Raw genomic sequence first — 13,051 nt, 5'->3', positions numbered from 1 at the left:
AGCCCCTTGTTTTAGTTGAAACAACGATAAAATCACTGGCTCAACATCCCTGTACCATATAAAAATCTCACTAGCCAAGACTATTTTTTAAGCTGTTTTTTTAATTTGATTAATTTATCTTTCATACGCTGACGCTTAAGCGGAGAAAGATAATCCGCAAAAACAATACCATTTAAATGATCAATTTCGTGCTGGATACAGATCGCCAATAAGCCATCGGCATTAAGTAAAAAATCTTTACCATTTTTGTCTAATGCGCGTACTGTAAGTTTTTCTTTACGTGGCACAAAACCATTCATTCCCGGTAAAGACAAACAGCCTTCTTCAATGCCTGTTTCGCCAGAACTTTCGATAATTTCAGGGTTAATTAACACAATTTGATTTTCTTTCGTGCCTTCAATGTCGATCACAATCACACGACGGTGTACATCAACTTGGGTTGCTGCTAAGCCGATCCCTTGTTCGTGATACATTGTTTCAAACATATTCTCAATCAACTGGTGTAATTCTTGGTCAAATGTTTCCACCGGTTGCGCGACGGTTTTAAGGCGCTCATCGGGGTAAATCAATACATCAAGTAATGCCATAAATTCATTATTCCTTTGCTAAAACTGTCGGCATAGTTTAACGGCTTTCCGCTAAAACGCCAATAAAAACAACCGCACATTGCGTTTTTCACCCAATAAAAGCGCCGCATAAATATGCGGCATTAAGCGAATATGATCTTCCTTTTAATCACGGAAGTTATTAAATTGGAAAGGTTGCCCTAGTTCGGCATTTTTCACTAATTGAATCACAGCTTGCAAGTCATCACGAGATTTTCCTGTAACACGCACTTGCTCTCCCTGAATTTGAGTTTGCACTTTGAGCTTAGATTCTTTGATCAACTTAGTGAGCTTTTTCGCCATCTCGGTTTCGATCCCTTGTTTCAGCTTAATTTCTTTGCTGAAGGTTTTTCCGCTATGCTCGTATTCAGTAGGAATAGCCAATGATGCAGAATCAATGCCACGCTTAATACAGGCATTACGCAAAATATCTACCAACTGCTCTACTTGGAAATCCGATTCACTTGCGACTTTAATGGTTTCATTTTTTTCGTTTAGTTCGATAGAAGAAGGCACATTGCGGAAATCCCAACGGTTTGCTAAATCACGGTTGGCATTTTCTACCGCATTACGCACTTCGTGTGCGTCTAATTCAGAAACAATATCAAATGAAGGCATCATTACTCCTCGTTTTTCGTTATTCGGTCATTCGCACCTAAAATACATAACAGTGCGGTTAAGTCGGCAAAGTTTACCACAATTTGTGCTTGTTGTTGCACTTTCGGTTTAGCGTGGAATGCTACCCCTAAATTTGCGACGTTCATCATTGCTAAATCATTCGCGCCATCACCAATAGCAACCGTGTTTTCCATTGGCACGCCATATTGTTCGGCTAATTGACGCAAGGTTTCCGCTTTATATTGTGCATCCACTACGCGACCTTGTACTTCACCGGTTAAAACACCGTCCACAATCTCAAATTGATTGGAAACTGCTGCATCAAGCCCTAATTCGGCTTTTAAATAATCGGCAAAATAAGTGAAGCCGCCTGAGGCAATTGCCGTTCGCCAACCATATTTTTGCAAACCTTGAATGGTTTCGCGTAAACCTGAGGTGAGTGGTAATTTCTCTCGCACTTGTTGCAAAATTGTTTCCTTCGCCCCTTTTAATGTAGCGACACGGCGACGCAAGCTTTGCTCAAAATCTAATTCACCACGCATTGCTTGCTCGGTGATTTCAGACACCAGCTCACCTGTGCCAGCCAATTTCGCAATTTCATCAATACACTCAATTTGAATGGCGGTGGAATCCATATCCATCACTAATAAGCCTCTTTTCTGCAAACGAGCAGAAAAATTGAGTAATGCAATATCCACCTCTAATTGCTGTGCGTAGGCTTGCCATTGTGATTGCCAATGACCTTGTAATAGCACTGCAAGATAATGCCCTTCGAGCCAATAGTCAAAAATGATAAAATTTTCACCGCACTTTTGTTGGAATTGCTGTAACTTGGCAAGACTTAATGTTTCACCATAAAGCATAAAATAATCTTGTCCTGTGGAAGCAGGTTGTTCGCTTTGCCACGGGCAAGGTAGATTAGGATAGTGTTGTTGTAATTGACTGAGATTTTGTGTTCGCATAGAAAATCCTGTAAATTATCGGCATTTTTACGATTTATTGTGTCGTGCAATCATAAATAGACTAAAATAACGCCTTATTCTAGCTTATTTTGTGAAATCTTGGGGAAAATAACGTGCAACTTATTAAAGAAAAAGCACTAAAAATTGCGATGATTTTTATCATCATCTTATTTTGCCTTGGCATAATGGGCGTGATTTTATTCGGCGTGCAGCAATTTAAGCTAGGATCACAATTAGCCAGTATTAACCAAGTCACTAATCTTTCCCATTTATTAGTGCGTCAGCAAGCGAATTTATTTTCAATGCTCTTGCTCAATAATGCAAAATCAGAACAACTAACCGAAAACTTGGATAATTTTGTGAAAGAAGATTTTATCCTTGACGCCTCGGTTTATTCTCAACGGGGCGAGCTGTTAGCACAGAGTTCCAATGCCTCATTATTACGTCTGCAATTAGGGCTTGATCAGCCCGCAGCAAAAGAAATCATCAATCAGCAAATTGTTGAACCGATTTATTCTTCTGAGGGGGTAGAAGGTTTTTTGCGTGTTACCTTCAATAATAAATATGGACAAACGACACAAAGCAAAATCAACCTGATTTTTAACCGTCTTTACGGTGAGATCATTATTGTGTTTCTCACTGGCGTGCTATTTGCCAGTTCCATTCATTATTTTTTGAGCCGTTATCGCAGAGTGAAACGCAAACAACTTGAGCTTTCACAACCGGTTAAAAAGCCATCCTCTCCAACAAACCGTTTAACCTATCATCGCAAACGCAGACGATTTAAAAATAAAGCATAAAAAAACCGCACTTTTAAAAGTGCGGTTTGATTTTGCTAAATTTTTTAATCTTAAATTATGCTAATTTTTTAATTTGAGCAGATAATTTAGATTTGTGATTTGCCGCTTTATTTTTGTGGATTAAGCCTTTAGATGCCATACGGTCCACAACTTTTTGCATATCTAAGAAAGCCGCTTGTGCAGCCGCTTTTTCACCTGCAGCAACTGCAGCATATACTTTCTTAATGTAAGTACGCATCATAGAGCGTTGGCTTGCATTGTGTTGGCGACGTTTTTCTGATTGAATCGCGCGTTTTTTAGCTGACTTGATATTAGCCAAGGTCAAACTCCTAAAATTTCTGTTGAATTTACAAATAAAGGCGTGAACTATGCCTTTTCTCTATACAATTGTCAATAAAACAATTTATTAAATACTGTCTGAGGCTCGGTGAGACACAACCGAAAATTTGCATCGTTCGCTAAAAATTTGGCTTGAAATTAGCCCACCGAAACGATGTGGGCGAATTTTATCAGTTTTTTTGCCTAGAATATAGCTTAAAAACGAAATTTCTATACAATTAAGCCAAATTTTTCTTGATGAGAAAGCAATTTTGAGTAAACGATTATTAAAATCTGGCATTATCGTCAGTACAATGACTTTATTATCTCGCGTGCTTGGACTGGTGCGAGATGTGATTATCGCCCACATTATTGGGGCGGGTTTAAGTGCTGATGTGTTCCTTTTCGCCAACCGTATCCCTAATTTTTTACGCCGTTTATTTGCTGAAGGGGCATTTTCCCAAGCCTTTGTCCCTGTCTTAGCAGAATACCAAAAAACAGGTGATCTCAACAAAACGCAACAATTTATCAGTAAAGTATCGGGAACATTAGGGGGCTTAGTCACCCTTGTTACCGCCTTTGCGATGATTTTCTCTCCAGTGGTTGCCGCCATTTTCGGCACGGGCTGGTTTATTGATTGGTTGAATGATGGGGTAAATGGGGTGAAATTTGAGCAAGCCTCTCTGTTACTCAAGATTACCTTTCCTTATTTATGGTTTATTACCTTTGTTGCCTTGTCGGGGGCAATTTTAAACACGCTAGGTAAATTTGGTGTAATGGCATTTTCGCCCGTGTTACTTAATATTGCAATGATTTGCGCCGCCCTTTTCCTCGCCCCCCACACTGCCAGCCCAGATCTTGCGCTTGCCATTGGGATCTTTATTGGTGGTTTGTTGCAGTTTTTATTTCAATTGCCTTTTTTAAAACAAGCGGGATTATTAGTAAAACCGAAATGGGCGTGGAATGATGAAGGGGTAAAAAAAATTCGCACACTGATGCTCCCAGCATTATTCGGGGTTTCCGTCAGTCAAATCAATTTATTGCTTGATACCTTTATCGCCAGTTTCTTGATGACAGGATCCATCAGCTGGCTTTATTATTCCGATCGCTTGCTTGAATTTCCTCTTGGGTTATTTGGTATTGCGATTTCTACTGTGATTTTGCCAACACTTGCGCGCCACCACGTTAATCGTACAGATAATGCAGAAAAAAGTGCGCTGGATTTCCGTAACACGATGGATTGGGGAGTACGAATGATTTTATTGCTTGGCGTGCCAGCAATGATTGGCATCGGAGTACTTGCCCAACCAATGTTACTCGTTCTCTTTATGCGCGGTGAATTTTTATTTTCTGATGTGCAAGCCGCGTCTTATTCTTTATGGGCATTTAATATGGGGTTACTCAGTTTTATGCTCATCAAAATTCTGGCCAATGGCTATTATGCCCGTCAAGATACCAAAACGCCGGTGAAAATCGGTATTATTGCGATGGTGAGCAATATGGCATTCAACCTGCTTGCGATTCCATTTAGTTATGTTGGCCTTGCCATTGCATCGGCAATGTCTGCCACCTTAAATGCCTATTTACTCTACCGTGGTCTGGCGCAAGCCAATGTGTATCACTTTAGTAAACAAAGTGCGGTGTTTTTTGTCAAAGTTTTTACCGCTGGGCTAATAATGGGGGCTGTCATTTGGCACTATTGCCCAAGTTTAATTCAGTGGCAACAAATGGCATTGCTTCAGCGTATTCACTGGCTAGTGTGGCTCATCGCACTCGCCGCACTGATTTATGGCGGTGCTTTGCTACTTTTAGGCATCCGCAAACGCCATTTAGTGCATTCATAGACAGTATTATCAAAATAACAAAAAATTTCACTAAAAAATACCGCACTTTAGCGTTGAATATTTGCGAAGCACATTGCGAAAACGTAAACTAACACAAGATTATTGGGGAACATTATGAAATTATTACAGCAGAAAAAACGCCATTCACTCAGTGTGCTGAGTTTGCTGGCGACTTGTGTTTTAACCAGTCTAAATGTTTACGCTGAGCATACTGTCGATCTCAAGGTCATTGGTGTAAAAGGGGTAAAAGCCATTGAGAATGTGGATATTTACACCAAGATGATCGATCCTGAAGAAGCCGATGGTTCAGAACGCTATCAATATATTGTGAGCGAAGCGATCAAAAAAGCCTTGCGCGTTTACGGCTATTACAACATTAACATTGATTTCACCTTGCAACCTGCGAAAGGGGGAAAACGCCCTGTTCTCATCGCCGATGTCAATGCAGGTAAACCTGTTTTGCTGACAGGAATGGATATTCAAATCTTGGGACAAGCAAAGGAAGATGACACTTTTCAAGCATTGAATAAAAAATTACCCAAACTTGGTGAATTGCTTTATCACTCCAAATACGAAGATTACAAAAGTGAATTACAACAATTAGCCCTAGCCCGAGGCTATTTTGATGCAGATTTTGACGTTTCCCAGCTTTTAGTTCGCCCTTCCACCTATCAAGGCTGGTGGAAGATTATTTTTGATAGTGGCGAACGTTACCGCTTCGGCAAGTTTACCTTTGAACGCTCACAAATTCGCGAAGATTATTTGCGTAATATGATGGAAATTAAAGAGGGGCAACCTTATTTAATTAATGATCTCTCAAACTTTACCAATGATTATACCTCGACTAACTGGTTTAGCTCCGTGTTAGTGCAACCTCACCTTGATGAAAAAAACAAAATCGTTGATGTGGATGTGTTACTCACGCCACGCAAAAAAAATGCGATGGATCTCGGTATCGGTTATTCCACCGATGTAGGACCTCGTTTCCAATGGGGCTGGACAAAACCTTGGATCAACAGTCGTGGGCATAGCTTCCGTTTTAATCTGTATGCTTCTGCACCGAAACAAACGGTGGAAGCGGTATATAAAATGCCATTGTTAAAAAATCCCCTACGTTATTATTATGAATTTTCCACCGGTTATGAACGTGAAAAAACAAATGATACCGAAACATCGTCAGGCACCTTTGCCGCATTACGTTATTGGAATCGCGTTTCTGGCTGGCAACACGCACTAGGATTACGTGTACGTTATGATTCTTTTACCCAAGCCGATCATTCTGATAGAACGTGGCTGGTTTACCCAACAGGCTCAATCAGCCGAACACGCTTAAAAGGAGGATTATTCCCCACTTGGGGCGATGCACAGCGTTTGACGGTGGATTTAGGACGTAAATTATGGCTTTCTGATGCAAATTTCTTAAAAATTCAAGCCTCTAGCGCTTGGATTCGTACCTTTGCCGATACTCATCGATTTGTTTTACGAGGTGAAATTGGTTGGTTGCACACCAAAAATATTGAGAAAATTCCACCCGCACTTCGTTTTTTTGCTGGGGGCGATCGCAGTGTGCGTGGTTACGGTTATAAAAAAATCTCACCTAAAAATTCTGATGGACAGCTTATAGGGGGAACTCACCTTATGGCTGGAAGTTTGGAATATCAATACCAAGTTTATGAAAACTGGTGGCTCGCCACCTTTGCGGATACAGGGCTTGCAGCAAATACGTACTCCGTTAATGAATTACGTTATGGCGCAGGCATCGGGGTACGTTGGGCATCACCGATTGGCGCAGTAAAATTGGATATTGCCACGCCCATTCGGGATAAAGACAAGAGTAAAAATGTGCAATTTTACATTGGGTTAGGTTCAGAATTATAGGCAGAAAAAATGACAAAAGAAACGCAACAAACCATGCCGTCCAGCCAAGAGATACAACATCAAACTGCTGAACAGCAAAGCGGAGAAAATCAGACGGAACAATCCCCTTCACCAAAGAAAAAACGTTCCCTATGGCGAATGTTGCTATGCCTAAGTGCGGTAATTTTTTTACCCATTTTTGTCTTGCTTGCCACTCTTGCGACTAGCCAAGGTCAGCGCGGTCTTATTCAGCTTGTCGATAAACTTATGGATAGCCTTTCTATTGAGCAAGTGGAAGGCGGCTTGCAAAATGGACTCACCCTGCATAATGTGAAATTTCAGTCAGAGGGCGTCGATACTCAAGTTCAACAAGCCCATCTGCAACTGGATTTAGCTTGCTTGTTAAAAGCCAAAATTTGCCTGAATGATCTCAGCATTCAACAACCGAAAATTCAGATTGATACCTCACGGCTTCCGCCTTCAGAAGAAAAGGATAACAATCCTAGCCCAATGAAAAAAATCCACCTCCCTGTGGCAGTACAAGTAGATAATGTGCAAGTGCAGGATTTAGCGTTAAATATCGATCAAACACAAATCAATTTAGCTCATTTTTCCACCGCACTTAGCCTAAATAATGAAAGTGGTTTTACCCTTGCACCAACACTCATTAATGATTTGTTAGTGCAAACTTACGCCTTATCAGAAGAAGAAAAAAACGCAGAAAAAACCGCGATAAAATCAACCAAGCCAACGATGCAAGCCATTGATTGGCAACAGCTAGAACAGACACTTACCCCCGCATTGCTTGCCCATTTAAGCAAAATTGAACTGCCTTTCGATTTGCATATTACGGATATTCAAGGTAAAAACTGGCAATATCAACCCCATTTTAACCGCCAAAATAACACGGCGAAAAATGAAGCCACATCCACTGATACACAACAGATTGATGTCCCTTCGTTACAAATAAAAGCCGATGCCACAGGCAATCAAATTCAACTACAGAGCCTGAATATCATAAGCTCAGTAGGAACGCTAGAAGGGCAAGGCACAATGCAACTGGATGAAGATTTTCCTCTTAATTTTCAACTTAACAGCCACCTGAAAGGCTATGCACCATTAACAATCCCACAAGCAGATCTCAATGTGCAACTTTCTGGAAAATTGCGTGGGCAAACGCAACTTCATTTGCAAAGCAAAGGGGATATTAATGCAGAGCTGGTGGGGAATGTCGCACTCAACCAAGAAAAAACACCTTTTGATCTCAAATTAACGAGTAAAAACTTACAGTATCCTTTTGATAAAAAAGCAAAAGATCCACTCAAAGTACAAAATGTTATGCTTAATCTCAACGGAGATTTGCTTGCTTACCACGCTCAGCTTAATGCAGAGCTTTCAGGAATGGGCGCCCCAAAGACACAGCTGACAAGCCAACTTCACGGTAAACTTTGGCAGGTAAGCATTGAGCAATTTGAACTTAATGCCTTACAAGGTAATGCTCATCTAAGCGGTGAAGTAAACTGGCAAAAAGGGGGGCAATGGCAAAGTGCGGTGGATTTTTCACAATTAAATCTCACCCCATATTTACCATCAATGCCAGCGTTGTTGTCAGGCAATTTCAGCTCACAAGGACAAATTGACGGGCAAAATTGGGCTATTCAAGTACCAGATTTAACGATTAACGGTACGCTTTCACGCCAGCCATTAAGCCTAAAAGGGAAACTGAGTGCGGATAGCACCAAATGGTTAAGTGTGCCAAATCTGTTACTTAATTACGGTGAAAACCGCATTGCAATGCAAGGGGAAATTAGCCAACAATCCGATTTATCTCTTGATATTCACGCACCAAATTTACGTGGTTTATTGCCTGAACTTTCTGCCACCTTATTTGGTTATGCCAAATTAAAAGGGGATATTCGCGAGCCAAATTTAAGCGTGGATTTAACAGGTAACAATATTCGCTTCCAACAATTACAGCTGAATAAATTCGCGATTAAAGGGGATATTCGCTCACATCAAATCATTAGCGGTGAGTTAAACGCCAATGTCGCTGGCTTGAAATACGCTGATGTAGCCATTAACCAAGCAACCCTTGCGTTATCGGGCGATGAAAAAAATCACCAACTACAACTGCAATCACAAGGCAAACCCGTGGCAGCCAATCTAAAAATTGTGGGAAATTTCGACCGCACTTCACAAAACTGGAAAGGACAAATTAGCGGCATAGATATTCAATCACCTGTTGGGAAATGGCAGACAAATCAAGGAATTACTGTAAATTATAATCAAAATAAGATTGCAGCTACCGTTTCCTCACATTGTTGGTTAAACAGTGATATTGAACTGTGTTTTCCACAAACTTTCACCGCTGGAAAAAACGGTGAGGTGCCATTCCAAGTGCGTAAATTAGATTTAGCACTAATCAACAAATTATTAGATAAAGAACAAAACCAAACGCAGATCAAAGGGCAATTACAAAGTCAGGGATCGGTGGCGTGGTTTAGTGATAAACCACTTAAGCTGAATGTGCAAGTAACGGGCAATCATTTATCTGTGGCGCAGAAAATTGATTATCGCACCTTTAACCTTGCCATTCCAAAAGTGGATATTAACGCACAAATGGAAAACAACAACCTAAATTTAAATTCCGCCATTGATTTAGCGGATCAGGGGCGAGTGACCAGCAACCTAAAATTACAAGATTTAGCCAAATCTCGTACCTTAGGAGGAAGCTTGAGTATTCATCGTTTAAACCTCAATTTAGCCAATCAACTGCTTTCCAGTGGTGAAAAGGTAAAGGGTGAAATTGCAGCCGACTTAACTTTCGGTGGCAATCTCAATAGCCCACTGATTCACGGTAATTTTGATGTAAACCATCTCACTGCAACGATGAAATCTCTGCCATTTACTATTAAAGATGGCAATTTATCTATGCGTTTTGCCGGCAATCGTTCGACGTTACAAGGCTATGTGGAAAGTCCCGAAAGCCGTTTAGACATTACGGGCAACGCCGATTGGAAGGATATAGATCATTGGAACACCCACGTGCAGGCGAAAGCGGATCGCTTTAATGTGAATATTCCATCAATGGCAAAATTAAAAATTAGCCCAAATGTAGAACTCAACGCCAATCCAAAACTACTAGATATTTCTGGTACAGTCGATATTCCTTGGGCAAGAATTGCCATTGAACAATTACCAGACAGCGCCGTTGCGGTGAGTCGCGATGAAGTGATTTTAGACGGCCCGGATAAAACCAAAGTGGGGCTAAAAAACGGTGAAATTAAAGCACGTACGAAAAGTGGTATGGAGATTCGTTCTGATTTGAAAATTAGTATTGGTAATGATGTTACCCTCAACGCTTACGGCTTAAATACGAGCTTAAACGGCTTGCTTTCAGTTAAACAAGATAAAGGAAAATTGGGGTTATTCGGGCAAATTTATCTCAAAAATGGACGCTATGCCGCCTATGGGCAAGATTTATTAATCCGTAAAGGACAAATTAGTTTTTCTGGCTTGCCTTCCCAGCCGATGTTAAATATTGAGGCGATTCGCAATCCAACGGCGATGGAAAATAGCAACATTACCGCTGGGGTAAAAGTGATCGGCTTAGCGACAGCGCCACAAGTTACCGTGTTTTCTGATCCAGCAAGTTCACAAGATGAAGCCCTTTCTTATTTACTAACAGGGCGTTCACTAGAAAATAGTGGAGAGGCCGGTTCGGGTGGTTCGATTGGCGCGGCATTACTTGGTATGGGCTTAGCAAAAAGTGGAAAATTGGTTGGCGGAATTGGTGAGGCCTTTGGCGTTCAAAACCTCAGTCTAGGCACGCAAGGGGTGGGCGATAGTTCAAAAGTGACTGTCAGCGGTAACATTACCCCACGCCTACAGCTTAAATACGGTGTGGGCTTATTTGACGGCCTAGCTGAATTTACGGTACGCTACAAATTGTTACCACAGCTTTATTTACAATCTGTTTCAGGGGTAAATCAAGCCTTTGATCTACTTTATCATTTTGAATTTTAGGGCAATTTTATGAATAACGAAAACCTTCTAACCAAAGCCTCTGATTATTTACATCAGCGTGGCGAAGCACGGGAAATCGCAGCCATTGATTTGGGTTCAAACAGCTTTCATATGATTATCGCCCGCATTATTAATGGCTCAATCCAAGTGCTTTCACGCCTCAAACAAAAAGTTCAACTTGCTGAAGGGCTAGATGAAAATAATCACTTAAGCCAAGAGGCGATTCAACGTGGGGTCAATTGTCTTGCCCTCTTTGCTGAACGGCTACAAGGTTTTAAGGCTGAAAATGTCAATGTGGTGGGAACATTCACCCTACGTACCGCCGTCAATAATGCAGAATTTTTACGCCAAGCCGAGCAGGTTTTTCCTTACCCAATTAACATTATCACAGGGCAAATGGAAGCGAAAACCATTTATGCTGGCGTTTCTCACACACAACCAGAAACAGGACGAAAATTTGTCGTAGATATTGGCGGTGGCTCAACAGAAATGATTATCGGCGATGATTTTCATCCACTGATTGCAGAAAGTCGCCATATGGGTTGTGTGAGCTTTGCCAAAAAATTCTTCCCTCAAGGACAAATTTCTGCCGAAAACTTTCAGCGCGCAAAACAAAGTGCGGTGAATAAAATTGAAGATTTAGCTTTTGAATATCGCAAATTAGGTTGGCAATCGGTTCTAGGATCATCAGGAACAATTAAAACCGTCTATCAAGTCATTAGTGCAAATCTTGACCCCAACGGAATTATCACCGCCCAGCGTTTAGCCCAGCTCAGCGAGAAAGTCTTGCAAGTCGCCCATTTTGACGATCTACATTTAGACGGTTTAAATGAAGATCGTGCAGACGTTTTCGTACCGGGGCTTGCCATTCTCACGGCGGTATTTGAAGTATTCGGTATTGAGCAAATGCGTTATTCCGACGGGGCATTACGTGAAGGCGTAATGTATAGCCTAGAAAAAAATTTCCAAGTAAGTAATATCCGCCAGCGCACCGCCCTTGCCCTTGCAGAACAATTTAACCTTGATGTGGCACAATCTGAACGGGTCTATCAATGCGCCAAACAGCTTGCGGAGCAGTATCACACTTGGCAAAACAGTACATTACAAGAAGAAATGGTGGAAATTCTACTTTGGGCGGCGCGACTACACGAAGTGGGCATTGTCATCAATCATAAAGGCTTGCAAAAGCACTCTGCCTACATTCTACAAAATATGGAACTGCCCGGCTTTGATAAAGAGCAACAACGCTTGCTCACCACCTTAGTACGCTATCAAATCAACAACATCAAACGAACGGATTTCACTAAATTTTCTCGTTATGCCGAGCAAGATATCCTCGCCCTTGTGCGTTTATTGCGTTTAGCGATTTTGCTCAATAAATCCCGCCAAGCTACGGTATTAAGTGAAAAAAATTCGCTCAAAATTGACTGCACTTTAGCCCAATGGACAATCCAATTTGACACAAATTATTTAGCACAAAATCCATTAGTACGAAATGATCTCATCGCTGAAAACAAATTATTAAAAGAGATAGATTTGGGCTTAACTTTTTCATAAGTAAGGAGAAACAATGACAAGGATCAATGTTGTCCCACCACAAGAACTTTGTGATCAGCACTTGCTTGCTGAGCATCGTGAACTCACACGTATTCCCAACGCGGTTGCAAAAGGGAAATACAACCTCACAGGGCAACCAGCAGACTACAAATTAGGTGAAGGACACGTTCGATTTTTCTTCAATAAGCTCGCCTTTCTAAAAAAACGTTATGACTTATTACACCAAGAATGCCAAGCGCGTGGTTTTAACGTACAATATTTTTGGTCGGCGGATTTACCCCTAGATCCTAGCCTATGGCAAGATTATCAGCCCACAGAACAGGCGCTAAAAATCAACCGCGAACGTATTCAATTAAGAATGCCAAAAGTACCGAGGTTCACGCCAATCGCTTTCGATTTTAATTGATTATAGTAATGATGCGGTACTTTATCGTTTTAAACTGACACAACGGTAACATATTAAC

Annotated in this window: 10 protein-coding genes; 6 read left to right on the top strand and 4 right to left on the bottom strand. The window is 41.1% G+C overall.

Annotated features, from left to right (window positions below; all coding sequences use genetic code 11):
* Nucleotides 1–80: 80 nt before the first annotated feature.
* From def to serB, 3 genes are all read right to left on the bottom strand, one after another.
* Nucleotides 81–587 (bottom strand): peptide deformylase, encoded by a 507-nt coding sequence (def, locus tag L5B83_RS03485; protein ID WP_265777595.1) that lies wholly within the window; start codon nucleotides 585–587, stop codon nucleotides 81–83.
* A gap of 144 nt (nucleotides 588–731) precedes the next feature.
* Nucleotides 732–1,223 carry a YajQ family cyclic di-GMP-binding protein gene (locus L5B83_RS03480; RefSeq protein WP_250351617.1) on the bottom strand — a complete coding sequence of 164 codons (492 nt, stop codon included), beginning with the start codon at nucleotides 1,221–1,223 and terminating at the stop codon, nucleotides 732–734.
* A gap of 2 nt (nucleotides 1,224–1,225) precedes the next feature.
* Nucleotides 1,226–2,185 carry a phosphoserine phosphatase gene (gene serB / locus L5B83_RS03475; protein ID WP_265777594.1) on the bottom strand — a complete coding sequence of 320 codons (960 nt, stop codon included), beginning with the start codon at nucleotides 2,183–2,185 and terminating at the stop codon, nucleotides 1,226–1,228.
* A 113-nt stretch (nucleotides 2,186–2,298) separates the two neighbouring features.
* On the opposite strand from serB, the gene L5B83_RS03470 reads away from it, so the two are divergent.
* Entirely contained in the window at nucleotides 2,299–2,985 is a 687-nt protein-coding gene (locus L5B83_RS03470) for a YtjB family periplasmic protein (RefSeq protein ID WP_265762516.1), read from the top strand.
* 55 nt (nucleotides 2,986–3,040) lie between these two features.
* On the opposite strand, the gene rpsT is transcribed toward L5B83_RS03470, so the two are convergent.
* Complete coding sequence (gene rpsT, locus L5B83_RS03465) at nucleotides 3,041–3,304, bottom strand: 30S ribosomal protein S20 (RefSeq protein ID WP_265777592.1); 264 nt, start codon at nucleotides 3,302–3,304, stop codon at nucleotides 3,041–3,043.
* 271 nt (nucleotides 3,305–3,575) lie between these two features.
* Between rpsT and murJ the strand changes: the two genes are divergently transcribed.
* The 5 genes from murJ (at nucleotide 3,576) to L5B83_RS03440 (ending at nucleotide 12,993) form a co-directional block, all read left to right on the top strand.
* A complete protein-coding gene (murJ, locus tag L5B83_RS03460; protein ID WP_265777591.1) occupies nucleotides 3,576–5,147 on the top strand; it encodes a murein biosynthesis integral membrane protein MurJ in 1,572 nt (523 codons plus the stop codon).
* A gap of 114 nt (nucleotides 5,148–5,261) precedes the next feature.
* Complete coding sequence (gene tamA, locus L5B83_RS03455; protein ID WP_265777590.1) at nucleotides 5,262–7,025, top strand: autotransporter assembly complex protein TamA; 1,764 nt, start codon at nucleotides 5,262–5,264, stop codon at nucleotides 7,023–7,025.
* A gap of 9 nt (nucleotides 7,026–7,034) precedes the next feature.
* Nucleotides 7,035–11,030 (top strand): autotransporter assembly complex protein TamB, encoded by a 3,996-nt coding sequence (tamB, locus tag L5B83_RS03450; protein ID WP_442780620.1) that lies wholly within the window; start codon nucleotides 7,035–7,037, stop codon nucleotides 11,028–11,030.
* Between the two features lie 9 nt (nucleotides 11,031–11,039).
* Nucleotides 11,040–12,587, top strand: a complete 1,548-nt coding sequence (gene ppx, locus L5B83_RS03445) for an exopolyphosphatase (protein ID WP_265777589.1) — start codon at nucleotides 11,040–11,042, stop codon at nucleotides 12,585–12,587.
* Nucleotides 12,588–12,600: 13 nt separating this feature from the next.
* A complete protein-coding gene (locus L5B83_RS03440; protein WP_265777588.1) occupies nucleotides 12,601–12,993 on the top strand; it encodes a pyrimidine dimer DNA glycosylase/endonuclease V in 393 nt (130 codons plus the stop codon).
* Nucleotides 12,994–13,051: the final 58 nt, after the last annotated feature.

Source organism: Avibacterium sp. 21-599 (genome assembly GCF_026226765.1).
Taxonomy (GTDB): domain Bacteria; phylum Pseudomonadota; class Gammaproteobacteria; order Enterobacterales; family Pasteurellaceae; genus Avibacterium.
The sequence above is the reverse complement of the archived record's forward strand: the minus strand, read 5'-3'. Positions and strand labels throughout refer to the sequence as shown.